This is a genomic window from Bradyrhizobium uaiense (assembly GCF_010811875.1).
In the GTDB taxonomy this organism is placed as follows: Bacteria; Pseudomonadota; Alphaproteobacteria; order Rhizobiales; family Xanthobacteraceae; genus Bradyrhizobium; species Bradyrhizobium uaiense.
Genome location: NZ_VKHP01000007.1, coordinates 1 through 21,825, shown reverse-complemented (window position 1 = coordinate 21,825; position 21,825 = coordinate 1). Strand labels below are relative to the sequence as shown.

Sequence of the window (21,825 nt, the reverse complement as noted above, 5' to 3'; positions counted from 1 at the left end):
AATGGCCAAAGCAAAATTCGAGCGTAACAAGCCCCACTGCAACATCGGAACCATCGGTCACGTCGACCATGGCAAGACCTCGCTGACCGCAGCGATCACCAAGGTGCTTGCAGAAACCGGCGGCGCGACGTTCACCGCCTACGACCAGATCGACAAGGCGCCGGAAGAGAAGGCGCGCGGCATCACGATCTCGACCGCTCACGTCGAGTACGAGACGCAGAACCGCCACTACGCGCACGTCGACTGCCCCGGCCACGCCGACTACGTCAAGAACATGATCACCGGCGCCGCCCAGATGGACGGCGCGATCCTGGTCGTGTCGGCCGCCGACGGCCCGATGCCGCAGACCCGCGAGCACATCCTGCTCGCCCGCCAGGTCGGCGTGCCGGCGCTCGTCGTGTTCCTCAACAAGTGCGACATGGTCGACGATCCGGAACTGCTCGAACTGGTCGAGATGGAAGTCCGCGAACTGCTCTCGAAGTACGAATTCCCGGGCGACACCATCCCGATCATCAAGGGTTCGGCACTCGCCGCCCTCGAAGACAAGGACAAGAAGCTCGGCCACGATGCGGTTCTCGAGCTGATGCGCGCCGTCGACGAAAGCATCCCGCAGCCGGCGCGTCCGATCGACCAGCCGTTCCTGATGCCGGTCGAAGACGTGTTTTCGATCTCCGGTCGCGGCACCGTGGTGACCGGCCGTGTCGAGCGCGGCGTCATCAAGGTCGGCGAGGAAATCGAAATCGTCGGTCTGCGCGACACCCAGAAGACGATCGTCACGGGCGTCGAAATGTTCCGCAAGCTGCTCGATCAGGGCCAGGCCGGCGACAACATCGGCGCGCTGCTTCGCGGCACCAAGCGCGAGGAAGTCGAGCGTGGCCAGGTGCTGTGCAAGCCGGGTTCGGTCAAGCCGCACACCAAGTTCAAGGCCGAGGCTTACATCCTCACCAAGGAAGAGGGCGGTCGTCACACCCCGTTCTTCACCAACTACCGTCCGCAGTTCTACTTCCGCACCACCGACGTGACCGGTGTCGTGCACCTGCCCGAAGGCACCGAAATGGTGATGCCGGGCGACAACATCGCGATGGAAGTGCACCTGATCGTGCCGATCGCGATGGAAGAGAAGCTCCGCTTCGCGATCCGCGAAGGTGGCCGCACCGTCGGCTCGGGCGTCGTCTCCGCCATCATCGAGTAATAAGCGAACAGGATTGGCGGGTAGCGGATGAAATCATCCGCTGCCCGTTAGCCACCATTCGCAGATAAGACGACAGAGAAAGACAGCGGCAATGAACGGCCAAAATATTCGTATCCGTCTCAAGGCGTTCGACCATCGGATCCTCGATACGTCGACCCGTGAGATCGTGAACACGGCGAAGCGCACCGGTGCTCAGGTTCGCGGACCGATTCCGCTGCCGACCCGCATTGAGAAGTTCACCGTCAACCGTTCGCCGCACGTTGACAAGAAGAGCCGCGAGCAATTCGAGATGCGCACTCACAAGCGCCTCCTCGACATTGTCGACCCGACCCCGCAGACCGTCGATGCGCTGATGAAGCTCGACCTGGCCGCCGGTGTCGACGTCGAGATCAAGCTCTAAGGTTTTGGATTTTTACGTCCGCCGCTTGCGGACAGAAAGACAGGAAGCACGCCGATGCGCTCCGGAGTGATCGCACAAAAGGTCGGGATGACGCGGGTCTTTACGGAGACCGGTGAGCATATCCCTGTGACCGTGCTGAAGTTGGGCAACTGCCAGGTGCTGGGCCACCGCACGACCGAGAAGAACGGCTATGTCGCTCTTCAGCTCGGCTCTGGCGCCCGCAAGACGGTGTACATGCCCAAGGCCGAACGCGGCCAGTTCGCGGTCGCCAAGGTGGAGCCGAAGCGCAAGCTCGCCGAGTTCCGCGTGTCCGAGGACGCGCTGATCCCGGTCGGCGCGGAAATCCAGGCGGACCATTTCGTGGTCGGCCAGTTCGTCGACGTGACCGGCACCTCGATCGGTAAGGGCTTTGCCGGCGGCATGAAGCGCTGGAACTTCGGCGGTCTGCGCGCCACCCACGGTGTGTCGATCTCGCACCGTTCGATCGGTTCGACCGGTGGTCGTCAGGACCCCGGAAAGACCTTCAAAAACAAGAAGATGCCCGGTCACATGGGCGTCGACCGCATCACCACGCTCAATCTGCGCGTGGTTTCGACCGACGTCGAGCGCGGCCTGATCCTCGTCGAAGGCGCCGTTCCCGGCTCCAAGGGCGGCTGGATCTCGGTGCGCGACGCCGTCAAGAAGCCGCTGCCGAAGGAAGCTCCGAAGCCCGGCAAGTTCAAGGTTGCCGGCGGCGACGCTGCCGAAGCTGTGGCCGAGAAGGAGGGCGCGTGAGATGGAACTGAAAGTCACGACCCTTGAAGGCAAGGACGCCGGATCCGTTCAGCTCTCTGACGCGATCTTCGGTCTCGAGCCCCGCGCCGACATCATTCAGCGCTGCGTGCAGTGGCAGCTGAACAAGCGTCAGGCCGGCACGCACAAGGCCCAGGGCCGCGCCGACGTCTGGCGCACCGGCAAGAAGATGTATAAGCAGAAGGGCACCGGCGGCGCTCGTCACGGCTCGGCCCGCGTGCCGCAGTTCCGCGGCGGTGGCCGTGCGTTCGGTCCGGTCGTTCGCTCGCATGCGACCGACCTGCCGAAGAAGGTGCGCGCGCTGGCGCTGAAGCATGCACTGTCGGCCAAGGCCAAGGACGGCGGGTTGATCGTGATCGACAACGCCGCGCTCGAGGCCGCCAAGACCAAGGCGCTGCTCGGTCACTTCTCCGGCCTCGGGCTCACCAATGCGCTGATCATCGACGGCGCCGAGCTGAACGCCGGTTTCGCGACCGCGGCCCGCAACATCCCGAACATCGACGTGCTGCCGATCCAGGGCATCAACGTCTACGACATTCTCCGCCGCCACAAGCTGGTGCTGACCAAGGCTGCGGTTGATGCGCTGGAGGCGCGCTTCAAATGAAGAACATCGATCCGCGCCACTACGACGTCATCATCTCTCCCGTCGTGACGGAAAAGGCGACGCTCGCCTCCGAGCACAACAAGGTGCTGTTCAAGGTCGCCGGCAAGGCCACCAAGCCGCAGATCAAGGAAGCGGTCGAGAAGCTGTTCGACGTCAAGGTGAAGAGCGTCAACACTCTCGTTCGCAAGGGCAAGACCAAGGTGTTCCGCGGCAATCTCGGCTCGCAGTCGGACACCAAGCGCGCGATCGTGACCCTTGAAGAGGGCCACCGCATCGACGTGACTACCGGACTATAAGGCGCAACGACGATGGCATTGAAAACCTACAATCCCACGACGCCGGGCCAGCGCCAGCTGGTCATGGTCGATCGTTCGGCGCTCTACAAGGGCAAGCCGGTGAAGACGCTGACCGAGGGCAAGCTCGGCAATGGCGGTCGCAACAACACCGGCCGCATCACCGTGCGTTTCCGCGGCGGCGGCCACAAGAAGGCCTACCGCACCGTCGACTTCCGCCGCGACAAGGTGGACATGCCGGCGGTCGTGGAACGGCTCGAGTACGATCCGAACCGCACCGCGTTCATCGCGCTGATCAAGTATCAGGACGGTGAGCTGGCCTACATCCTGGCGCCGCAGCGTCTGGCCGCGGGCGACACCGTCGTCGCCGGCAACTATGTCGACGTGAAGCCGGGCAACGTCATGCCGCTCGGCAACATGCCGGTCGGCACGATCGTGCACAACATCGAGCTGAGGATCGGCAAGGGCGGCCAGCTGGCGCGCTCCGCCGGTACCTACGCCCAGGTTGTCGGCCGCGACCAGGACTACGTGATCGTCCGCCTGAATTCGGGCGAGCAGCGTCTCGTGCACGGCCGTTGCCGCGGCACGATCGGCGCGGTCTCGAACCCGGATCACATGAACATCTCGATCGGCAAGGCCGGTCGTACCCGCTGGCTCGGCTGGCGCCCGCACAACCGCGGCGTCGTCATGAACCCGATCGACCATCCGCACGGCGGTGGTGAAGGTCGTACCTCGGGCGGTCGCCACCCGGTTACTCCGTGGGGCAAGCCGACCAAGGGCAAGAAGACCCGCACCAACAAGTCGACCAACAAATTCATTCTCCTCAGCCGCCACAAGCGGAAGAAGTAAGGAACGCCGGACATGGTTCGTTCAGTCTGGAAAGGCCCGTTCGTCGAGGGTTCTCTGCTCAAGAAGGCAGATGCCGCCCGCGCGTCCGGCCGTCACGACGTCATCAAGATCTGGAGCCGCCGCTCGACCATCCTGCCGCAGTTCGTCGGCCTGACGTTCGGCGTCTATAACGGCCACAAGCACGTGCCGGTGGCAATCAACGAGGAAATGGTGGGTCACAAGTTCGGCGAGTTCTCGCCGACGCGGACCTTCCACGGCCATTCGGGCGACAAGAAAGCCAAGAAGGCTTGAGGATTAACCGATGAGCAAACCAAAGCGCGAACGTAGCCTCGCGGACAATGAGGCCAAGGCCGTCGCCCGCATGCTGCGCGTCAGCCCGCAGAAGCTCAACCTGGTGGCGCAGCTGATCCGCGGCCGCAAGGCGTCCGCTGCGCTCGCCGACCTGCAGTTCTCGCGCAAGCGGATCGCGGTCGACGTCAAGAAGTGCCTGGAATCGGCGATCGCGAACGCCGAGAACAACCATGACCTCGAGGTCGACGATCTCGTCGTCGCCGAGGCGCATGTCGGCAACGGCATCGTGATGAAGCGTTTTGCTCCGCGCGGCCGTGGCCGTTCGGGCCGTGTGTTCAAACCGTTCTCGCACCTGACCATCGTGGTTCGTCAGGTCGAGGCCGAGGCAAGCGCTTAAAGCGGCGCAGGAGAAGACGATGGGTCAAAAGATCAATCCAATCGGGCTGCGTCTCGGCATCAACCGGACCTGGGACTCCCGTTGGTTCGCCGGCAAGCAGGAATACGGCAAGCTGCTGCATGAAGACGTCAAGATCCGCGAGATCCTGCACAAGGAGCTCAAGCAGGCGGCCGTCGCCCGCATCGTGATCGAGCGTCCGCACAAGAAGTGCCGCGTGACGATCCACTCGGCTCGTCCGGGCGTCGTGATCGGCAAGAAGGGCGCCGACATCGACAAGCTGCGCAAGAAGGTCGCCGACATCACCTCGTCGGACGTCGTGATCAACATCGTCGAAATCCGCAAGCCGGAGCTCGACGCGACCCTGGTCGCCGAATCGATCGCCCAGCAGCTCGAGCGCCGCGTGGCGTTCCGCCGCGCCATGAAGCGCGCCGTGCAGTCGGCGATGCGTCTCGGCGCCGGCGGCATCCGCATCAACTGCTCGGGCCGTCTCGGCGGCGCCGAAATCGCGCGCATGGAGTGGTACCGCGAGGGCCGCGTGCCGTTGCACACCCTGCGCGCCGACGTCGATTACGGCGTTGCCACCGCGTTCACGACCTTCGGCACCTGCGGCGTCAAGGTCTGGATCTTCAAGGGCGAGATCCTCGAGCACGACCCGATGGCCCAGGACAAGAAGATGGCCGAGGGCGATAACACCCCGCGTTCGCGCCGCGACGCCGCTTGAGGCAAAGCAGGAATTTGAGGGCTTAAAGCCATGATGCAACCTAAGAAGACGAAGTTCCGGAAGGCGCATAAGGGCCGTATCCACGGCGTTGCGACCTCTGGCGCGACGTTGGCGTTCGGCCAGTTCGGCCTGAAGGCGATGGAGCCTGAGCGCGTCACCGCCCGCCAGATCGAAGCCGCCCGTCGCGCGCTGACCCGTCACATGAAGCGTGCCGGCCGCGTCTGGATCCGCGTGTTCCCGGACGTGCCGGTGTCGAAGAAGCCCGCCGAAGTCCGCATGGGCTCCGGCAAGGGTGCGCCGGAATTGTGGGTGGCGCGGGTCAAGCCGGGCCGCGTGATGTTTGAGATCGACGGCGTGACGGTGCAGACCGCCAAGGAGGCGCTGACGCTCGCCGCCGCCAAGCTGCCGATCAAGACGCGCTTCGTTGCGCGCATTGCGGAGTAATCGCCATGGCCGAGATGAAAGTTGAAGACATTCGCGCGATGAGCGACGACCAGCGGGAAGACGCGGTCCTGAACCTGAAGAAGGAACGCTTCAACCTGCGTTTCCAGCGCGCCACCGGGCAGCTGGAGAACACGTCGCGGATGCGGGAAGCCCGCCGCGATATCGCTCGTATCAAGACCATCGCCGCGCAGCAGCGCGCGAAGAAGAAGTAAGGGGCCAGCTATGCCGAAACGTACTCTGCAGGGCGTGGTCGTCAGCGACAAGCAAGCCAAGACGATCGTGGTGCGGGTCGATCGCCGCTTCACCCACCCGATCTACAAGAAGACGATCCGCCGTTCCAAGAACTACCACGCGCACGACGAGAACAACCAGTTCAAGCCGGGCGACATGGTCTGGATCGAGGAATCGAAGCCGATCTCGAAGCTGAAGCGCTGGACCGTGGTCCGGGGCGAACACAAGAAAACGGCCTGATTTCTTCGGCCTGGCCGAAGTACTTCAGGGAAATTTTGAGCGCGCTTAAGCGCAGAAAGAGGACGAGGTGCATCAATGATTCAGATGCAGACCAACCTCGACGTGGCCGATAATTCAGGCGCACGCCGTGTCATGTGCATCAAGGTTCTTGGAGGTTCCAAGCGCCGCTATGCCACCGTGGGCGACGTTATCGTTGTGTCGATCAAGGAAGCCATTCCGCGTGGCAAGGTGAAGAAGGGAGACGTGATGAAGGCCGTCGTGGTCCGGGTCCGCAAGGACATCCGCCGCGCCGACGGTTCGGTCATCCGCTTCGACCGCAACGCCGCAGTGCTGATCAACAATCAGTCCGAGCCGGTCGGCACCCGTATCTTCGGGCCGGTGCCGCGCGAGCTGCGCGCCAAGAACCACATGAAGATCATTTCGCTCGCGCCGGAGGTGCTGTGATGGCTGCCAAGATCCGCAAGGGCGACAAGGTGATCGTGCTCACCGGCCGCGACAAGGGTCGCACCGGCGAGGTGTTCGAGGTGCGTCCGGACGAGAACAAGGCTCTCGTTCGCGGCATCAACATGGTGAAGCGTCACCAGAAGCAGAGCCAGACCCAGGAGGGCGGCATCATCTCCAAGGAGATGCCGATCAACCTGTCCAACATTGCGTATGTCGGCAAGGACGGAAAGCCGACCCGCATTGGGTTCAAGATTCAGGCCGATGGCAAGAAGGTCCGCGTTGCCAAGAGCTCGGGAGCAGAGATCGATGGCTGATACCGCTTACACGCCGCGCCTGCGCGTGGAGTTCGAGAAGAATATCCGCGGCATGATGACCGAGAAGTTCGGTTATGCCAACGTGATGCAGGTGCCGCGCCTGGACAAGGTCGTGCTCAACATGGGCGTCGGCGATTCCGTCAACGACCGCAAGAAGGCCGAGACCGCCGCTGCCGAGCTGAGCCAGATCGCCGGCCAGAAGGCGATCGTGACCTATTCCCGGATTGCGATCGCGACCTTCAAGTTGCGTGAGAACCAGCCGATCGGCTGCAAGGTCACGCTGCGCAAGGCCCACATGTACGAGTTCATCGACCGTCTGATCAACGTGGCGCTGCCCCGCGTCCGCGACTTCCGCGGCCTGAACCCGAAGAGCTTTGACGGCCGCGGCAACTACTCGCTCGGCATCAAGGAGCACATCATTTTCCCCGAGATCGACTTCGAGAAAGTCTCGGAAGCGCGTGGCATGGACATCACGGTCTGCACCACCGCCAAGACCGACGACGAGGCCCGCGCCTTGTTGACCGCTTTCAATTTCCCGTTCCGGCAGTGAGTAGCTGAACCAAAGCCACTCAAACGCGGATACCCAGGAGCCAAGCATGGCAAAGAAGAGTTCAATCGAGAAGAACAACCGGCGCAAGCGGATGGCGAAGAACGCCGGCCCGCGCCGCGAGAAGCTGAAGGCGATCATCGCCGACAAGTCCATTCCGATGGAAGAGCGCTTCGCGGCGACGCTGAAGCTTGCCGAGATGCCGCGCAACTCGTCGCCGACCCGCATCCGCAACCGCTGCGAACTGACCGGGCGTCCGCGTTCGAACTATCGCAAGAACAAGCTCTCGCGCATCGCGCTGCGTGAACTCGGCTCCAAGGGCCTGGTTCCCGGGCTCGTGAAGTCGAGCTGGTAAGGAGGGTCGGAACAATGTCTACGCACGATCCGATCAGCGATCTCATCACCCGCATTCGCAACGCGCAGATGCGTTCGAAGTCCAAGGTTTCGACCCCGGGCTCGAAGATGCGCGCCAACGTGCTCGAGGTGCTGAAGTCCGAGGGGTACATCCGCGGCTACGCCAGCGTCGAGCATGCCTCGGGCCGCAGCGAGCTCGAGATCGAACTGAAGTATTTCGACGGCGAGCCCGTCATCCGCGAGATCGAGCGGGTGTCGAAGCCGGGCCGCCGCGTTTACGCCTCGGTGAAGAACCTGCCGCGCGTGAACAACGGTCTCGGCATTTCGGTGTTGTCGACGCCGAAGGGAATCATGGCTGACCACGAGGCGCGCGACGCCAACGTGGGCGGCGAAGTTCTCTTCACGGTGTTCTGAGGAAGGATTTTACGATGTCACGTATCGGCAAAAGGCCGGTGGCGATCCCGTCGGGTGTGACGGCAAGCGTCGAGGGCCAGACGGTGAAGGTGAAGGGGCCGAAGGGCCAGCTTCAGTTCGTCGTGCATGACGACGTCGAGGTGAAGTTCGAGAACGGCCAGGTCAAGGTCGCTCCGCGCGTCAAGACCAACCGCGCGCAGGCGATGTACGGCACCGCGCGTGCGCAGGTCGCCAACCTCGTCGAGGGCGTCACCAAGGGCTTCGAGAAGAAGCTCGAGATCACCGGCGTCGGTTACCGCGCCGCGATGCAGGGCAAGAACCTGCAGCTCGCGCTCGGCTACAGCCACGACGTGGTCTACGCGATCCCGGAAGGCATCACCATCGCGGTGCCGAAGCCGACCGAGATCACGATCACCGGCAACGATCCGCAGCGCGTCGGCCAGGTCGCCGCCGAGATCCGCGCCTACCGCCCGCCGGAGCCCTACAAGGGCAAGGGCGTGAAGTACGCCAACGAATTCATCTTCCGCAAGGAAGGCAAGAAGAAGTAACGGAGCCGGTCATGTCACTCAAGGTTACGAATGCCCGGCGCAAGCAGCGCGTGCGCCTTGCGCTTCGCCGCTCGGCAGGCGGCCGCCCGCGGCTGTCGGTGTTCCGCTCGTCCAAGCACATCTACGCCCAGGTCATCGACGACCAGAAGGGCGAGACGCTCGCGTCCGCCTCGTCGCTCGAGAAGACCATGCGCGACGCCGGCAAGACCGGCGCCGACATCGATGCGGCGAAGGCGGTCGGCAAGCTGCTCGCGGAACGCGCGGCGCAGAAGGGTGTCAAGGAAGTCGTGTTCGATCGCGGCGCCTACATCTATCACGGGCGCGTCAAGGCGCTCGCGGATGCAGCGCGCGAAGGCGGATTGAGCTTCTAAACGAATCGAACGATTACAAGGCAAGAGGCGTAAGGCCTCCTAGAGATTGGAAAACACCATGGCAGGTGAACGCGAACGCGGCGGCCGCGAACGGAGCAGGGAGCGCGAGGAGCGCGACAGCGAGTTCGTCGATAAGCTCGTCCACATCAATCGCGTGGCGAAGGTCGTCAAGGGCGGCAAGCGCTTCGGCTTCGCAGCGCTGGTCGTGATCGGCGACCAGAAGGGCCGGGTCGGTTTCGGCCACGGCAAGGCGCGCGAAGTGCCGGAAGCGATCCGCAAGGCGACCGAATCGGCGAAGCGCAATCTGACCCGCGTCGCGCTGCGCGAAGGCCGCACGCTGCATCACGACGTCGCCGGCCGTCACGGCGCCGGTCGCGTCTATTTGCGTACCGCTCCGGCGGGTACCGGCATCATCGCCGGCGGCCCGATGCGCGCGGTGTTCGAGACGCTCGGCATCCAGGACGTGGTGGCGAAGTCGATCGGCTCGTCGAATCCCTACAACATGGTTCGCGCGACTTTCGACGCGCTGAAGCATCAGGATTCGCCGCGTTCGGTGGCTGCGCGCCGCAACATCAAGGTCTCCACCCTGCAGTCGCGCCGCGTCGGCGGCGACGCCGAAGTGGTGGCGGAATAACCCGCGCGACCAGCGCTTTCTGGAGTTCAAGACGATGGCCAAGGCCAGCAAGACGATCAAGGTCGAGCAGACCGGCAGCGCAATCCGCCGCCATCACTCGCAGCGTTCGACGCTGATCGGCCTCAAGCTCAACAAGATCGGCCGGGTTGCCGAGCTGCAGGACACCCCTGAAGTTCGCGGCATGATCAGCAAGGTTCAGCATCTCGTCCGCGTCGTCGGCGAGTAAGCAGAGATAAGGAGAAGGGCGATGAAGCTCAGCGATATCGCCGACAACGCCGGCTCGCGCAAGAAGCGCATGCGTGTCGGCCGTGGCATCGGTTCCGGCAAGGGCAAGACCTCGGGCCGCGGCGGCAAGGGCCAGACCGCGCGTTCGGGCGTCCGCATCAAGGGTTTCGAAGGCGGCCAGATGCCGATGCATCGCCGTTTGCCGAAGCGCGGTTTCAACAACATCTTCCGGCTCGACTTCGCCGAGATCAATCTCGACCGTCTGCAGGAAGCGATCGACAACAAGCTGGTCGATGCGAGCGCGACGGTCACCGTCGAAACGCTGGTCAAGGCCGGCGTGCTGCGTCGCGCCAAGGACGGCCTGCGGCTGCTGGGCCGCGGCGAGATCAAGACCAAGCTGACCATCGAAGCGCACGGCGCTTCCAAGTCGGCCATTGCTGCGGTCGAGAAGGCCGGCGGCTCGGTCAAGATCCTGGCCCCCGCCAAGGACGAAGGCGAGGCGGCGTAACATCTGCGTCATTGCCCGCCGCGTCGGCGGGCAATCCGCGGATCGAATGATGGACTTATCGAGGCCGAGCACCAGATAATGTCCGGTGTCTGCCGACTGGCCGAGGGGATTTGATCTCCGGGGCCGTCGGCGAAGCGGGCTCCGGGAGAAAGCCGAACATGGTCTCAGCAGCCGAACAACTTGCCGCAAACCTCAATTTCGGATCTCTGGCGAAAGCCGACGAGCTGAAGAAGCGCATCTGGTTCACCCTGGGTGCGCTGCTTGTTTATCGGCTGGGCACCTACATCCCGCTGCCGGGCATCGATCCCAACATCTGGGAGCAGGTGTTCCGCAGCCAGTCCGGCGGCATCCTCGGCATGTTCAACATGTTCGCCGGCGGCGGCATCCACCGCATGGCGATCTTCGCGCTGAACATCATGCCGTACATTTCGGCATCGATCATCGTCCAGCTCTTGACCACCGTGTCGCCGCAGCTCGAGGCGCTCAAGAAGGAAGGCGAGGCGGGCCGCAAGACGCTGAACCAGTACACCCGCTATCTGACGGTGATCCTGGCGCTGTTCCAGTCCTACGGCATCGCGATCGGCCTCGAAGGCGCCGGCAATGTCGTCAGCGACCCCGGCATGTTCTTCCGGATCTCGACCGCGATCACGCTGACCGGCGGCACCATGTTCCTGATGTGGCTCGGCGAGCAGATCACCTCGCGCGGCATCGGCAACGGTATCTCGCTGATCATTCTGTCCGGCATCGTCGCCGAGCTGCCCTCGGCGCTCGCCAACATGCTGGAACTCGGCCGCCAGGGCGCGATGTCGACCGGCCTGATCCTGATCGTCATCGTGATGGCGGTCGCCGTGATCGCCTTCATCGTGTTCATGGAGCGTGCGCAGCGCCGGCTCCTGATCCAGTATCCGAAGCGCCAGGTCGGCAACAAGATGTTCGAGGGCCAGTCCTCGCATCTGCCGCTCAAGCTCAACACCTCGGGCGTGATTCCGCCGATCTTCGCCTCGTCGTTGCTGCTGCTGCCGACCACGGTCGCGAACTTCAACGCCGGCAAGGGTCCGGAGTGGTTCCAGTGGCTCACCACCCAGCTCAGCCACGGCCGTCCGCTGTTCCTGCTGATGTATCTCGCGTTGATCGTGTTCTTCGCGTTCTTCTACACCGCGATCGTGTTCAACCCGACCGAGACCGCGGACAATCTGAAGAAGCATGGCGGCTTCATCCCCGGCATCCGGCCCGGTGAGCGCACCGCCGAATACATCGACTACGTGCTGTCGCGCATCACGGTGCTCGGCGCGATCTATCTCGCGATCGTCTGCCTGATTCCTGAAATTCTGATTTCCTACGCCTCGGTCCCGTTCTACTTTGGCGGCACTTCGCTCCTGATCGTCGTCAGCGTGACGATGGATACGGTGTCGCAGGTGCAGGGCTATCTGCTCGCGCATCAGTATGAAGGGTTGATCAGGAAGTCGAAGCTCAGGGGAGGCCGCCGCCGCTGATCGCGGCGCGGCTTCAAACTCAAAACACAGGTGTGCGGAATTCGCCCACCTAGCCGGGGGGCGAAACAGATATGAGATTGATCCTTTTGGGGCCGCCGGGCTCGGGCAAGGGAACCCAGGCGCAGCGGCTGGTGCACAGGCATGGCATCGTTCAGCTCTCGACCGGCGAGATGTTGCGCGCTGCGGTTGCCGCGGGCACGCCGATCGGCTTGCAGGCCAAGGAGATCATGGCCAATGGCGGCCTGGTTCCCGACGAGGTCGTGGTGGGAATCATCGCCGACCGGATCGACGAGCCCGATGCCAAGAAGGGTTTTATCCTGGACGGCTTCCCGCGCACCGTGCCGCAGGCTGAGGCGCTCGACGAGCTCCTCAAGAAGAAGCACCTCAAGCTCGACGCCGTTGTTGAGCTGCGCGTCAACGAGAGTGCGCTGCTCGCCCGCGTTGAGAAGCGCGCCGAGGAAACCCGCGCGCGCGGCGAGGAAGTGCGGCTCGACGATACGCCGGAAGTGCTGACCAAGCGCCTCGCGCAGTACCGTTCGATGACGGAACCGCTGATTCACTATTATTCGGAGCGGCGGAAGCTCTTGACGGTCGATGGCATGATGACCATCGAGCACGTGACCCGTGAGATCAACCGGATCCTGACCGCGCTCGGCGCGCTGGAACCGAAGGAGCACGAGGAGCCCAAGGCGGCTTCCCGGGCGGCCAAGAAGGCCTCCAAGGCGGCCAAGAAGACCACCAGGAAACCAGCCAAGAAGGCTGCCAAGGCTGCCGAATCTGCCAAAAAGGCCGCCAGACCGGCCGTGAAGACCGCCAAGGCGGCCTCCAAGGCCAAAGGCGCCGGCAAGGGTGCCAGGAAGGCTGCGAAGCAGCCGGCCAAAAAGGCCGCAAAGAAGGCCGCTGGTGCCGCAAATGCCCGCAAGGGTGCAAAAGTTGCCAAAAAGGCGACAAAAAAGCTCACGAAAAAGCGAGCTAAACGCTAGGAGCGGTTGACGAAACCGACATGAATCCTTTAATAAGCCCCGCATCCAAGTTGGATAGTTTTATGACGATGCCGGGCCCCGAAGGACACAAGGGGAAGGGCGTCGTGTTCGCGTTTGTGGACACAAGCCCGCAAGTAGCAAGCACTTGAGAAGCCCGCATCCGTGATGGAGCGGCGACAGGAGAGAAGTCCGTGGCCCGTATTGCCGGCGTCAACATTCCTACCAACAAGCGCGTGCTGATCGCGCTTCAGTACATCCATGGTATCGGCCAGAAGAACGCGGCCGACATCATCGAGAAGGTCAAGATCCCCGCGGACCGTCGCGTCAACCAGTTGACCGACCAGGAAGTCCTGCAGATCCGCGAAGTCATCGACCGTGACTATCTGGTCGAGGGCGACCTCCGTCGTGAGGTCGGCATCAACATCAAGCGGCTGATGGACCTCGGCTGCTATCGCGGCCTGCGTCATCGTCGCGGTCTGCCGGTGCGCGGTCAGCGCACCCACACCAATGCGCGTACGCGCAAGGGGCCGGCCAAGGCGATCGCCGGCAAGAAGAAGTAAGTTTTGCGAATTGCAGGTGGGGAGCAGCGAATCGAAATTCGCTGCTCGCCATTTGCGTTTTGAGGTGTAGCCGCTGGCACTACGGCGGCGTTTGAGATCACAGGAAAGGTTAGAAATGGGCAAGGAAGCCACCCGCGTACGCCGCCGCGAACGCAAGAACATCGCCTCCGGCATCGCGCACGTGAATTCGTCGTTCAACAACACGACCATCACCATCACCGACGCGCAGGGCAACACCATCGCCTGGTCGTCGGCCGGCACCATGGGTTTCAAGGGCTCGCGCAAGTCGACCCCTTATGCCGCGCAGGTTGCGGCGGAAGACGTCTCCAAGAAGGCGCAGGAACACGGCATGCGCACGCTGGAGGTTGAAGTGGCCGGCCCGGGTTCGGGCCGTGAGTCGGCGCTCCGCGCGCTGCAGGCTGCGGGCTTCACCGTCACCTCGATCCGCGACGTGACCACGATCCCGCACAATGGCTGCCGTCCGCGCAAGCGTCGGCGCGTTTGATCTAAGTCGCGGGCGGCCTTGGCCGCCCTGCGATCGTTTTTGGAATTGACCGCGCGGACTGATCCGCGATCTCCAACGCCAGGTTTGGCCATTCGACTGGCCTGAACGACCGGCAAAGGGTGAACAAGTGACGATCCAGAAAAATTGGCAAGAACTCATTCGACCGAACAAGCTGCAGGTCACGCCGGGCTCGGACGCGAGCCGGTTCGCCACCGTCGTCGCCGAGCCGCTCGAGCGCGGCTTCGGCCAGACGCTCGGCAACGCGCTGCGCCGCATCCTGTTGTCCTCGCTGCAGGGCGCAGCGGTGCAGTCGGTGCACATCGACGGCGTGCTGCACGAGTTCTCCTCGATCGCCGGTGTCCGTGAAGACGTCACCGACATCGTCCTCAACATCAAGGACATCTCGATCAAGATGCAGGGCGAAGGCCCGAAGCGCATGGTCGTGAAGAAGCAGGGCCCGGGTGCCGTCACCGCCGGCGACATCCAGACCGTCGGCGACGTCACCGTGCTCAACCCCGACCTCCAGCTCTGCACGCTGGACGACGGCGCCGAGATCCGCATGGAGTTCACGGTCACGACCGGCAAGGGCTATGTCGCGGCCGAGCGCAACCGTCCCGAGGATGCGCCGATCGGCCTGATCCCGGTCGACAGCCTGTTCTCGCCGGTCCGCAAGGTCTCCTACAAGGTCGAGAACACCCGTGAGGGCCAGATCCTCGACTACGACAAGCTGACCATGACGATCGAGACCAACGGCGCGATCACGCCGGAGGACGCGGTGGCTTACGCTGCGCGCATCCTGCAGGATCAGCTCAACGTGTTCGTCAACTTCGAAGAGCCGCGCAAGGAAGTCACGCAGGAGATCATCCCCGATCTCGCGTTCAACCCGGCGTTCCTCAAGAAGGTCGACGAGCTCGAGCTGTCGGTGCGTTCGGCAAACTGCCTGAAGAACGACAACATCGTCTACATCGGCGACCTCGTGCAGAAGTCGGAAGCGGAAATGCTCCGCACCCCGAACTTCGGCCGCAAGTCGCTGAACGAGATCAAGGAAGTGCTGGCCCAGATGGGTCTGCACCTCGGCATGGAAGTGCCGGGCTGGCCGCCGGAGAACATCGACGAGCTCGCCAAGCGCTTCGAGGATCACTACTGATCCCTTTTCACCGTCGTGGCCGGAATCTTTCCGGCCACGATTTTTTGATGGGCGAACGCAGGATGCCCACCTGCACTTGTCGCTGAACCACCGCGACAGAATTGAAGAAGGAAGAAGTCAATGCGTCACGGCAAGGTTCATCGGAAGCTCAACCGCACCGCCGAGCACCGGCGTGCGATGTTCGCCAACATGGCGGCCGCGCTGATCAAGCACGAGCAGATCGTCACCACGCTGCCGAAGGCCAAGGAGCTGCGGCCGATCGTCGAGAAGCTCGTCACCCTCGGCAAGAAGGGCGGGCTGTCGCTGCGCCGCCAGGCGATCTCGGAGCTGCGCGACCTCGACCAGGTCAAGAAGCTGTTCGACACGCTGGCGACCCGCTACAAGGACCGCCAGGGCGGCTACACCCGCATCATCAAGGCCGGCTTCCGCTACGGCGACAACGCGGCGATGGCCGTGATCGAGTTCGTCGACCGCGACGTCGACGCCAAGGGCCAGGACTCCGGTCCGACCCAGGGCGGTGAAGCCGAGGCGGCGTAAGCCGGTCTCGTCGAGGAGGCCTTAGGCTGCTCTCGATCCCAGGTTTTGAAAACGGCGCCTTCGGGCGCCGTTTTTGTTTATTGGTGGCGTCGCTCTATCCCCGTCGTCGTCCTGGCGAAAGCCAGGACCCATAACCCCAACCAGATGTTGTCGCGATGGCTGGTGGCCACGCCGTCGCGCAACAATGCAGGCTTGTGGTTATGGGTCCTGGCTTTCGCCAGGACGACGAGATGTCTTCTACTTCCTCACGCGTCGGTGAGATGCAATTGCGGTGCCTCATGCCGCGCCCGATATGTCCATCGACATCAATGGAGATGACAGATGAAAATCGACCTTTCCGGAAAGACCGCGCTGGTGACCGGCTCGACCGCGGGCATCGGCAACGCCATTGCAAAGGGGTTGGCCGGAACCGGCGCGGAGGTCGTCGTCAATGGCCGCGGTCAGGCCAAGGTCGATGCGGCGGTGGCCGCGATCGTGAAGGCGGTACCCGGCGCGAAGGTCCGCGGCATCGCGGCCGACGTCTCGACCGCGGAGGGATGCAAGGCGCTGCTTGCGGCGCTGCCCGAGGTCGACATCCTCGTCAACAATGCCGGCATCTTCGAGCCGAAGGGCTTCTTCGACATTCCCGACGAGGACTGGAGCCGCTTCTTCGAGGTCAACGTGATGTCGGGTGTGCGGCTGTCGCGGGGCTACATGCAGGGCATGTTGAAGCGCAACTGGGGCCGCATCGTCTTCATCTCTTCGGAGTCAGGCCTCAACATCCCGACCGAGATGATCCATTACGGCACGACCAAGACCGCGCAGCTTGCGATTGCACGCGGGCTTGCAGAGCTGACCAAGGGCACCGCCGTGACCGTCAATTCCGTGCTGCCCGGACCGACCATGTCCGAAGGCGTCGAGACTTTCGTCAAGGATCTCGCCAAGCAGAACGGCCAGTCGGTCGAGGAGGCGGCCTCCAATTTCGTCAAGCAGCACCGCCCGACCTCGCTGTTGCAGCGCTTTGCCAGCACGGAGGAGATCGCCAACCTCGTGGTCTATGTCTGCTCCAGGCAGGCATCGGCGACCAATGGCGCCGCGCTGCGGGCCGAGGGCGGCATCGTCAATACGATCGCGTGAGGCGCGACCATGTCAGCCTATGTGATTTCCGAGGTCGACGTGAAGGATGCCGCCGGCTTCGAGGCCTATCGCACCATCGCTGCCAAGGCGATCGCGCAGTATGGCGGACGCTATCTGGTGCGCGGCGGCGCCGCGGAAGCGGTTGAAGGCGGACCGCCGCCGAGGAACATCATCGTCGTCGAATTTCCGTCGATGGCGCGGCTGCGCGAGTGGTACGCGTCGCCGGAATATGCCGAAGCGCTCAAACATCGGCGGACCGCGCTCGACCGCCGCTTGATCTTCGTCGAAGGCGTGCCGCCGAGCTAAGCTTTGGCGCCGTCGAGAAACTCACCGAACCCGGCGGGACGGTAGGGGCCGAAGCATATCTGCTCCAGCACGCCGATTCCCGTCTGGCTGCCCTGGCGGGCGCGTACCACTTGCTGCACGTGCACGTTCTCGCGGGCCAGCGGGTCGAGCGTCAAGGGATCGAACGACTCGCCGCCGATCTCGAGCTCGCCCTTCCACATGCCCTGGCCCCATTGCGGATGGCCGTAGCCGAGGCCCTTCATCTGGAATTTGAGGATCGGGTCGAGCGCGATAGTCGTGGTGTGGCCGTCGATATCGACCAGGTCGATCTCGGCTGACTGCGCAAGCCGCGTGTTCGGCACATAGGTCACGCGATGCCGCGCCGTCGCCATGCGGCGGTCGAGCCCGTCGACGACGCCGGGGATCTCGGCCTCGCTTCGGTAGAGCGGCGCGGTGATGCCCTCGCGGACCAGCGCCTCGCCCTGCGTGCCGTCGAAGAAGATCGCGTGCGAGATGTGGTCGTCCCAAACCAGCGGCGCCCAGAGGAAGAACACGCTCGGCGGCGGCATCGGCGCGCCTCCGACGTCGCGTTCGCCGACGTTACGAACGCCCCAGGAACGATCCTTGGTGCCGTAGCAGGTGCGATCGTCGACCTTGATCCCGCCATCGGGGTGGTGGATGACGCCGCTCCAGCGGCCGAACTGGTCGAACCGGGTCGAATCCATCGCGCGGCGGTCGCCGGACCAAAGCGTCTGGCGCGCTTCCTGGATCGCGGCCGTGCGCGCCGAGAAGGTCAGGTCGCAGGCGAGGCCGGTTGCGTTGTCGTCGAGCACGACGCGCGTCCGCAGCATCGGTTCGAGCACCTCGAGCCGGAACGGACCGACCTGCATCTCGGTACGTTCGATCGGTGCCCGCCGCGAACCGTAGAAGCAGTGCTGGCGTCCGCCGCGCTCGACGACGCTGAACGCGCAGTCGAGGATCTTGCGGTGCGGGTAGATCGCAATGCCGATGCCGAAATAATACGCGCCGTCGGCGGTGTAGCCATTGAACCAGGTTCGATCATAGACGTTGCGGTCGCTGGTCGAGGGAACCGCGATCGGCTCGGGCGTCTGGTGGATGGGGAAGTCGTCCAGTTTGTTGAGCACGCCGATCCCTTTCGAATTCGCGCGAAACAGCGTTAGTCCTGCCAGTATGAAAAACTGTCGTGGTCGAGGGCTTGCGCGCAGGCGCCGCGGGTCATCTTCAGGAACAGCGCGTCGCCGCGCTCTGAGCGCTGCACGCTGAGCGCCGAGACCACGCCCATCATGATGCCATGCAGCGTGTAGCGCCGGTAATCCCGCCAGCATTGATCCCAGCCATAGTCCCGCACGCCGCGCCGGACCAGCTCGGAATGATAGAACCGCACCAATTCGGCTTCATGACGCCGCCGCTCGATTGGGTCGATGCCGGCCGACAGGAAGTAGGCGACGTCGACGATGCCGGGTCCCACCGTCAGTGTCTGCCAATCCAGCGTCGCCATCGGACGAGTGTTGCCGCGCACGTCGAACAGGATGTTGTCGAGCCGGAAGTCCGCATGCTGCAGGGTTCGCGGCACCGTTCGATCGGACTGGTAGCGCGGGATCGTGTCCGGCAGCCGGTCGATCAAATCAAGGAATTCCGGCTCGATGACGCCACGATATCGCTCCTTGTAGTGACCGATAATGCCGGGCAACACCGCGCGAAGGTCTCTGCGCCGGCCGGCCGCGACCACGAAGCATTGCACGGCATCGAGCGTCGGGTCGCTCCATCGCGGTGCATGCAGCGCGGCGGCCTCGGTCATTGCTGTCAGGCAGTCTGCGATCGAACATCCGGCGAGCTGGTCGCCCGGGCGGGCGGGGGCCAGGTCCTCCAGGATCAGCGTGAAGTCGTCGGTGGCCGGATCGATTTCGGCGAGGATCGGCCGCGGGGTATGAATGGCGACGGTCGCGGCCAGCTCGCGATAGAACGCGACCTCGCGAACGTAAAGCGTGTGCGCGGAACCGGAACGGCGGCTGTCGGGATCTGCGGCCGGGAATTTGCCGACGACGCTTAAGGGCGCATTCGGCTCGTTGCCGTCATAGCTCAGGCGAAATCGATAGCTGTCGCCGACGAGGCCGTTGCCGACCGGCTTGCAGGCGAGATCGATGACCCTGGCCTGATCGATCACACCGGCTGCGCGCAGCGCCTGCGTCATCCACTCCGGATCGATCCGCGACGGATCGGCCGTGAGCAAACTCATCGGTTTCCTCCCATCCCCGTGGGCGTCACCACCGTTCCAGCTGCGTCTTGCGTCGGCCGGATTGAAGGCGGGGTGATCGTTGCGCAAATCATACAGGCGCCGGCGGTTTTGGCAAAAGCCGCGAGCCGGCCTGTGGGGAAGTCATGTAGGGCGGGTTAGCGCAGCGTAACCCGCCGTTCTCGGAGCGTGACGCGGTGGATTACGCCTTCGGCTAATCCACCCTACGCCTTTGCGCTAATCGTCCTACCAGCCTTCCAGCACGATCTTGCCGCGTGACTTGCCACTCTCCAGCAAGGCGTGGGCGCGCTTGAGGTTGGCGGCGTTGATGGTGCCGAAGGTCTGGTCGAGCGTGGTGCGCAGAACGCCCTTGTCGATCAAATCGGCAACGTCGTTGAGCAGGTGATGCTGCGCGATCATGTCAGGCGTCTGGAATGAGGAGCGCGTGAACATCGATTCCCAATGCACCGAGACCGCCTTGCCCTTGAATACGGCGACGTTGAATTCGGCGGGATCGTCGATCAGGCCGAACTTGCCTTGCGGCGCGATGAAATCGGCGATCGACTTGTAGTGCTGCTCGGTGAAGGTGAGGCTGGCAACCAGTCCGACGGGCGGCAGCTTCAGTTTTTCGATCTGCTCCTTCATCGGTTGCGAGTGGTCGATCACCGCATGCGCGCCGAGATCGAGACACCATTTCGCTGACTCCGGTCGCGTCGCAGTCGCAACCACCGTCAGCCCGGTGAGGCGGCGTGCAAGCTGGATCAGGATCGAGCCGACGCCGCCGGCGCCACCGGTGATCAAGAGCGTGCGCGGATCGAGGCTCTTGCCCGGCACCGCACCGAGCCGGTCGAACAGCAGCTCCCAAGCGGTGATCGAGGTCAGGGGCAGGGCGGCGGCCTGCGCGAAGGACAGCGATGCCGGCTTGTTGCCGACGATGCGCTCGTCGACCAGATGAAATTCCGAATTGGTGCCCTGGCGCTGGATCGAGCCGGCGTAGAACACTTCATCGCCGGGCTTGAACAGCGACACGTCGGGCCCGACCGCATCGACCACGCCGGCCGCATCGAAGCCGAGGATCTTGTAGCTGCCGTCGGTCGGTGCCGCGCGCTTGCGCACCTTGTAGTCGACCGGGTTGGCCGAGATGGCCTTCACCGCGACGCGGATGTCGCGCCCCTTCGGCTCGGGCTTGGCGATCTCGAAATCGACGAGCGACTCCGCCGCCTCGATCGGCAGCGACTTCTGGTATCCGACGGCCTTCATGTTGGTCTCCATGGTGGGCGATTGCCTGCCGTGTTACCTGTCGCGCTGGCGTCCTTTTGGCAAGTACTGTAAAATCGGGGAACTAGTCCCTGTTTGTATACTATTGGGAAAATAGCAGATGAAACGGAAGAATTTTGCGCGCCGGCCGGGCTGCGCGGTCGAGGCGGCGCTCGACCTGATCGACGGCAAATGGAAGGGCGTGATCCTGTATCATTTGCAGGCCGGCACCCAGCGCTTCGGCGAGCTGCGGCGGCGGATGCCCGGCATCACCCAGCGCATGCTGACCAAGCAGCTGCGCGCGCTCGAGGACGACGGCCTCGTGATCCGCAAGGTCTATGCCGAAGTGCCGCCGCGGGTCGAATACACGCTGTCCGAACTCGGCGAGAGCCTGCGTCCGGTGATCGATATCCTGAAAGCCTGGGGCGAGGGCCATCAGGAGCGCCTGTCCTGCGCGCCGGCGCCGGAGGTCGTTGTGAAGAAGAAGCGCGCGGCGTAAGGCACGACGAGATCAGGTTAAGCAGCAACAGCATCGGAATTTCGTTCCCTCTCCCGCTTGCGGGGGAGGGCAATCGCATATGGCAAAAGAACTTCGTCGTCCCGGACAAGCGCAGCGAAGCGGAGCGCAGATCCGGGATCCATAACCACAGGGCGTGGTGATAAAAGCGAGCTGGGGCCACAGCCTTGTTCAACAACAAGGCCCTGTGGTTATGGATCCCGGCCTACGCCGGGACGACACCGAACTTTGCATATGCGATTGCCCTGCCCGCAAGCGGGAGAGGTGCAGCGAGTTCGCCGTCGGATCGATTCGACCTAACATCATCGCACTCTTGCGCGCGACAATAAAAAGGCCGGGAGCGGTGTCGCTCCCGGCC

General features: G+C 63.7%; 34 protein-coding genes. 31 read left to right on the top strand and 3 right to left on the bottom strand.

The window, feature by feature from the left end:
* The first annotated feature begins 1 nt into the window (after position 1).
* From tuf to FNJ47_RS03195, 30 genes are all read left to right on the top strand, one after another.
* Positions 2-1,192 carry an elongation factor Tu gene (tuf, locus tag FNJ47_RS03340; RefSeq protein WP_163150597.1) on the top strand — a complete coding sequence of 397 codons (1,191 nt, stop codon included), beginning with the start codon at positions 2-4 and terminating at the stop codon, positions 1,190-1,192.
* A gap of 91 nt (positions 1,193-1,283) precedes the next feature.
* Positions 1,284-1,592 carry a 30S ribosomal protein S10 gene (gene rpsJ, locus FNJ47_RS03335; RefSeq protein WP_002712302.1) on the top strand — a complete coding sequence of 103 codons (309 nt, stop codon included), beginning with the start codon at positions 1,284-1,286 and terminating at the stop codon, positions 1,590-1,592.
* A 54-nt stretch (positions 1,593-1,646) separates the two neighbouring features.
* Positions 1,647-2,366, top strand: a complete 720-nt coding sequence (gene rplC, locus FNJ47_RS03330; RefSeq protein WP_163150595.1) for a 50S ribosomal protein L3 — start codon at positions 1,647-1,649, stop codon at positions 2,364-2,366.
* Position 2,367: 1 nt separating this feature from the next.
* Positions 2,368-2,988, top strand: a complete 621-nt coding sequence (gene rplD, locus FNJ47_RS03325) for a 50S ribosomal protein L4 (RefSeq protein WP_163150593.1) — start codon at positions 2,368-2,370, stop codon at positions 2,986-2,988.
* Positions 2,985-3,284: a 50S ribosomal protein L23 gene (locus FNJ47_RS03320; RefSeq protein ID WP_016843746.1), complete on the top strand. Its 300-nt coding sequence runs from the start codon at positions 2,985-2,987 to the stop codon at positions 3,282-3,284. The genes rplD and FNJ47_RS03320 overlap by 4 nt, the downstream gene beginning before the upstream one ends.
* Before the next feature lie 12 nt (positions 3,285-3,296).
* Positions 3,297-4,130: a 50S ribosomal protein L2 gene (rplB, locus tag FNJ47_RS03315; RefSeq protein WP_163150591.1), complete on the top strand. Its 834-nt coding sequence runs from the start codon at positions 3,297-3,299 to the stop codon at positions 4,128-4,130.
* A gap of 12 nt (positions 4,131-4,142) precedes the next feature.
* On the top strand, positions 4,143-4,421 hold the full coding sequence (gene rpsS / locus FNJ47_RS03310; protein ID WP_024578574.1) for a 30S ribosomal protein S19: 279 nt from the start codon (positions 4,143-4,145) through the stop codon (positions 4,419-4,421).
* A 10-nt stretch (positions 4,422-4,431) separates the two neighbouring features.
* Positions 4,432-4,818 carry a 50S ribosomal protein L22 gene (gene rplV, locus FNJ47_RS03305; RefSeq protein WP_016843750.1) on the top strand — a complete coding sequence of 129 codons (387 nt, stop codon included), beginning with the start codon at positions 4,432-4,434 and terminating at the stop codon, positions 4,816-4,818.
* Positions 4,819-4,837: 19 nt separating this feature from the next.
* Complete coding sequence (gene rpsC, locus FNJ47_RS03300; protein WP_024578575.1) at positions 4,838-5,539, top strand: 30S ribosomal protein S3; 702 nt, start codon at positions 4,838-4,840, stop codon at positions 5,537-5,539.
* A gap of 30 nt (positions 5,540-5,569) precedes the next feature.
* Positions 5,570-5,983, top strand: coding sequence for a 50S ribosomal protein L16 (gene rplP, locus FNJ47_RS03295; protein WP_044538547.1), 414 nt, complete (start codon positions 5,570-5,572; stop codon positions 5,981-5,983).
* Between the two features lie 5 nt (positions 5,984-5,988).
* Positions 5,989-6,195 carry a 50S ribosomal protein L29 gene (rpmC, locus tag FNJ47_RS03290; protein WP_024578576.1) on the top strand — a complete coding sequence of 69 codons (207 nt, stop codon included), beginning with the start codon at positions 5,989-5,991 and terminating at the stop codon, positions 6,193-6,195.
* A gap of 10 nt (positions 6,196-6,205) precedes the next feature.
* Positions 6,206-6,454, top strand: coding sequence for a 30S ribosomal protein S17 (gene rpsQ, locus FNJ47_RS03285; protein ID WP_016843754.1), 249 nt, complete (start codon positions 6,206-6,208; stop codon positions 6,452-6,454).
* Between the two features lie 75 nt (positions 6,455-6,529).
* On the top strand, positions 6,530-6,898 hold the full coding sequence (gene rplN / locus FNJ47_RS03280; protein ID WP_011473865.1) for a 50S ribosomal protein L14: 369 nt from the start codon (positions 6,530-6,532) through the stop codon (positions 6,896-6,898).
* On the top strand, positions 6,898-7,212 hold the full coding sequence (rplX, locus tag FNJ47_RS03275) for a 50S ribosomal protein L24 (protein ID WP_163150589.1): 315 nt from the start codon (positions 6,898-6,900) through the stop codon (positions 7,210-7,212). Before rplN ends, rplX begins: the two co-directional genes overlap by 1 nt.
* Positions 7,205-7,762, top strand: a complete 558-nt coding sequence (rplE, locus tag FNJ47_RS03270; RefSeq protein ID WP_163150588.1) for a 50S ribosomal protein L5 — start codon at positions 7,205-7,207, stop codon at positions 7,760-7,762. The genes rplX and rplE overlap by 8 nt, the downstream gene beginning before the upstream one ends.
* A gap of 46 nt (positions 7,763-7,808) precedes the next feature.
* Complete coding sequence (gene rpsN / locus FNJ47_RS03265; protein WP_163150586.1) at positions 7,809-8,114, top strand: 30S ribosomal protein S14; 306 nt, start codon at positions 7,809-7,811, stop codon at positions 8,112-8,114.
* Between the two features lie 14 nt (positions 8,115-8,128).
* Entirely contained in the window at positions 8,129-8,527 is a 399-nt protein-coding gene (gene rpsH / locus FNJ47_RS03260; protein WP_029081761.1) for a 30S ribosomal protein S8, read from the top strand.
* A 14-nt stretch (positions 8,528-8,541) separates the two neighbouring features.
* Positions 8,542-9,075 (top strand): 50S ribosomal protein L6, encoded by a 534-nt coding sequence (gene rplF / locus FNJ47_RS03255; protein ID WP_092114986.1) that lies wholly within the window; start codon positions 8,542-8,544, stop codon positions 9,073-9,075.
* A gap of 11 nt (positions 9,076-9,086) precedes the next feature.
* Entirely contained in the window at positions 9,087-9,446 is a 360-nt protein-coding gene (gene rplR, locus FNJ47_RS03250) for a 50S ribosomal protein L18 (protein ID WP_016843760.1), read from the top strand.
* A gap of 58 nt (positions 9,447-9,504) precedes the next feature.
* Entirely contained in the window at positions 9,505-10,080 is a 576-nt protein-coding gene (gene rpsE, locus FNJ47_RS03245; protein ID WP_021081649.1) for a 30S ribosomal protein S5, read from the top strand.
* 34 nt (positions 10,081-10,114) lie between these two features.
* A complete protein-coding gene (gene rpmD, locus FNJ47_RS03240; protein ID WP_024578582.1) occupies positions 10,115-10,306 on the top strand; it encodes a 50S ribosomal protein L30 in 192 nt (63 codons plus the stop codon).
* Positions 10,307-10,327: 21 nt separating this feature from the next.
* Complete coding sequence (gene rplO, locus FNJ47_RS03235) at positions 10,328-10,813, top strand: 50S ribosomal protein L15 (RefSeq protein ID WP_076858257.1); 486 nt, start codon at positions 10,328-10,330, stop codon at positions 10,811-10,813.
* Between the two features lie 158 nt (positions 10,814-10,971).
* Positions 10,972-12,306 (top strand): preprotein translocase subunit SecY, encoded by a 1,335-nt coding sequence (secY, locus tag FNJ47_RS03230; RefSeq protein ID WP_163150584.1) that lies wholly within the window; start codon positions 10,972-10,974, stop codon positions 12,304-12,306.
* Positions 12,307-12,377: 71 nt separating this feature from the next.
* The gene (locus FNJ47_RS03225) at positions 12,378-13,289 is read left to right on the top strand and encodes an adenylate kinase (RefSeq protein WP_163150582.1); all 912 of its coding nucleotides are present in this window, start codon (positions 12,378-12,380) and stop codon (positions 13,287-13,289) included.
* 191 nt (positions 13,290-13,480) lie between these two features.
* Positions 13,481-13,849, top strand: coding sequence for a 30S ribosomal protein S13 (gene rpsM / locus FNJ47_RS03220; RefSeq protein WP_050402258.1), 369 nt, complete (start codon positions 13,481-13,483; stop codon positions 13,847-13,849).
* A 115-nt stretch (positions 13,850-13,964) separates the two neighbouring features.
* Positions 13,965-14,354, top strand: coding sequence for a 30S ribosomal protein S11 (gene rpsK / locus FNJ47_RS03215; protein ID WP_006021048.1), 390 nt, complete (start codon positions 13,965-13,967; stop codon positions 14,352-14,354).
* A gap of 127 nt (positions 14,355-14,481) precedes the next feature.
* Entirely contained in the window at positions 14,482-15,501 is a 1,020-nt protein-coding gene (locus FNJ47_RS03210; RefSeq protein ID WP_018272129.1) for a DNA-directed RNA polymerase subunit alpha, read from the top strand.
* 120 nt (positions 15,502-15,621) lie between these two features.
* Positions 15,622-16,038, top strand: coding sequence for a 50S ribosomal protein L17 (gene rplQ / locus FNJ47_RS03205; RefSeq protein ID WP_163150580.1), 417 nt, complete (start codon positions 15,622-15,624; stop codon positions 16,036-16,038).
* 321 nt (positions 16,039-16,359) lie between these two features.
* Positions 16,360-17,154 (top strand): SDR family NAD(P)-dependent oxidoreductase, encoded by a 795-nt coding sequence (locus FNJ47_RS03200; protein ID WP_163150578.1) that lies wholly within the window; start codon positions 16,360-16,362, stop codon positions 17,152-17,154.
* A 9-nt stretch (positions 17,155-17,163) separates the two neighbouring features.
* Positions 17,164-17,460 carry a DUF1330 domain-containing protein gene (locus FNJ47_RS03195; RefSeq protein ID WP_163150576.1) on the top strand — a complete coding sequence of 99 codons (297 nt, stop codon included), beginning with the start codon at positions 17,164-17,166 and terminating at the stop codon, positions 17,458-17,460.
* Here the strand turns inward: FNJ47_RS03195 and FNJ47_RS03190 are convergent.
* The 3 genes from FNJ47_RS03190 to FNJ47_RS03180 all read right to left on the bottom strand — a co-directional run bounded on the left by FNJ47_RS03190 (position 17,457) and on the right by FNJ47_RS03180 (position 20,953).
* The gene (locus FNJ47_RS03190; RefSeq protein ID WP_163150574.1) at positions 17,457-18,584 is read right to left on the bottom strand and encodes an Rv3169 family protein; all 1,128 of its coding nucleotides are present in this window, start codon (positions 18,582-18,584) and stop codon (positions 17,457-17,459) included. The two genes, FNJ47_RS03195 and FNJ47_RS03190, sit on opposite strands and share 4 nt — an antisense overlap.
* A 32-nt stretch (positions 18,585-18,616) precedes the next feature.
* Positions 18,617-19,696 (bottom strand): phosphotransferase family protein, encoded by a 1,080-nt coding sequence (locus FNJ47_RS03185; RefSeq protein WP_163150572.1) that lies wholly within the window; start codon positions 19,694-19,696, stop codon positions 18,617-18,619.
* A 243-nt stretch (positions 19,697-19,939) separates the two neighbouring features.
* Positions 19,940-20,953 (bottom strand): zinc-binding alcohol dehydrogenase family protein, encoded by a 1,014-nt coding sequence (locus tag FNJ47_RS03180; protein WP_163150570.1) that lies wholly within the window; start codon positions 20,951-20,953, stop codon positions 19,940-19,942.
* Positions 20,954-21,071: 118 nt separating this feature from the next.
* Between FNJ47_RS03180 and FNJ47_RS03175 the strand changes: the two genes are divergently transcribed.
* Complete coding sequence (locus FNJ47_RS03175) at positions 21,072-21,449, top strand: winged helix-turn-helix transcriptional regulator (RefSeq protein ID WP_021081638.1); 378 nt, start codon at positions 21,072-21,074, stop codon at positions 21,447-21,449.
* Positions 21,450-21,825: the final 376 nt, after the last annotated feature.

Coding starts and splice junctions, on each gene's coding strand:
- rplN (WP_011473865.1), top strand. CDS start 6,530: ATGATTCAGATGCAGACCAACCTCGACGTGGCCGATAATTCAGGCGCA.
- rpmC (WP_024578576.1), top strand. CDS start 5,989: ATGGCCGAGATGAAAGTTGAAGACATTCGCGCGATGAGCGACGACCAG.
- secY (WP_163150584.1), top strand. CDS start 10,972: ATGGTCTCAGCAGCCGAACAACTTGCCGCAAACCTCAATTTCGGATCT.
- FNJ47_RS03180 (WP_163150570.1), bottom strand. CDS start 20,953: ATGAAGGCCGTCGGATACCAGAAGTCGCTGCCGATCGAGGCGGCGGAG.
- rplR (WP_016843760.1), top strand. CDS start 9,087: ATGTCACTCAAGGTTACGAATGCCCGGCGCAAGCAGCGCGTGCGCCTT.
- rplO (WP_076858257.1), top strand. CDS start 10,328: ATGAAGCTCAGCGATATCGCCGACAACGCCGGCTCGCGCAAGAAGCGC.
- FNJ47_RS03225 (WP_163150582.1), top strand. CDS start 12,378: ATGAGATTGATCCTTTTGGGGCCGCCGGGCTCGGGCAAGGGAACCCAG.
- rpsN (WP_163150586.1), top strand. CDS start 7,809: ATGGCAAAGAAGAGTTCAATCGAGAAGAACAACCGGCGCAAGCGGATG.
- rpsQ (WP_016843754.1), top strand. CDS start 6,206: ATGCCGAAACGTACTCTGCAGGGCGTGGTCGTCAGCGACAAGCAAGCC.
- FNJ47_RS03200 (WP_163150578.1), top strand. CDS start 16,360: ATGAAAATCGACCTTTCCGGAAAGACCGCGCTGGTGACCGGCTCGACC.
- rplD (WP_163150593.1), top strand. CDS start 2,368: ATGGAACTGAAAGTCACGACCCTTGAAGGCAAGGACGCCGGATCCGTT.
- rpsE (WP_021081649.1), top strand. CDS start 9,505: ATGGCAGGTGAACGCGAACGCGGCGGCCGCGAACGGAGCAGGGAGCGC.
- FNJ47_RS03320 (WP_016843746.1), top strand. CDS start 2,985: ATGAAGAACATCGATCCGCGCCACTACGACGTCATCATCTCTCCCGTC.
- FNJ47_RS03185 (WP_163150572.1), bottom strand. CDS start 19,696: ATGAGTTTGCTCACGGCCGATCCGTCGCGGATCGATCCGGAGTGGATG.
- rpsH (WP_029081761.1), top strand. CDS start 8,129: ATGTCTACGCACGATCCGATCAGCGATCTCATCACCCGCATTCGCAAC.
- rplP (WP_044538547.1), top strand. CDS start 5,570: ATGATGCAACCTAAGAAGACGAAGTTCCGGAAGGCGCATAAGGGCCGT.
- rpsC (WP_024578575.1), top strand. CDS start 4,838: ATGGGTCAAAAGATCAATCCAATCGGGCTGCGTCTCGGCATCAACCGG.
- rplE (WP_163150588.1), top strand. CDS start 7,205: ATGGCTGATACCGCTTACACGCCGCGCCTGCGCGTGGAGTTCGAGAAG.
- rplX (WP_163150589.1), top strand. CDS start 6,898: ATGGCTGCCAAGATCCGCAAGGGCGACAAGGTGATCGTGCTCACCGGC.
- rpsJ (WP_002712302.1), top strand. CDS start 1,284: ATGAACGGCCAAAATATTCGTATCCGTCTCAAGGCGTTCGACCATCGG.
- tuf (WP_163150597.1), top strand. CDS start 2: ATGGCCAAAGCAAAATTCGAGCGTAACAAGCCCCACTGCAACATCGGA.
- FNJ47_RS03175 (WP_021081638.1), top strand. CDS start 21,072: ATGAAACGGAAGAATTTTGCGCGCCGGCCGGGCTGCGCGGTCGAGGCG.
- rplV (WP_016843750.1), top strand. CDS start 4,432: ATGAGCAAACCAAAGCGCGAACGTAGCCTCGCGGACAATGAGGCCAAG.
- rpmD (WP_024578582.1), top strand. CDS start 10,115: ATGGCCAAGGCCAGCAAGACGATCAAGGTCGAGCAGACCGGCAGCGCA.
- rpsS (WP_024578574.1), top strand. CDS start 4,143: ATGGTTCGTTCAGTCTGGAAAGGCCCGTTCGTCGAGGGTTCTCTGCTC.
- rplB (WP_163150591.1), top strand. CDS start 3,297: ATGGCATTGAAAACCTACAATCCCACGACGCCGGGCCAGCGCCAGCTG.
- rpsK (WP_006021048.1), top strand. CDS start 13,965: ATGGGCAAGGAAGCCACCCGCGTACGCCGCCGCGAACGCAAGAACATC.
- rplC (WP_163150595.1), top strand. CDS start 1,647: ATGCGCTCCGGAGTGATCGCACAAAAGGTCGGGATGACGCGGGTCTTT.
- rplF (WP_092114986.1), top strand. CDS start 8,542: ATGTCACGTATCGGCAAAAGGCCGGTGGCGATCCCGTCGGGTGTGACG.
- rplQ (WP_163150580.1), top strand. CDS start 15,622: ATGCGTCACGGCAAGGTTCATCGGAAGCTCAACCGCACCGCCGAGCAC.
- FNJ47_RS03195 (WP_163150576.1), top strand. CDS start 17,164: ATGTCAGCCTATGTGATTTCCGAGGTCGACGTGAAGGATGCCGCCGGC.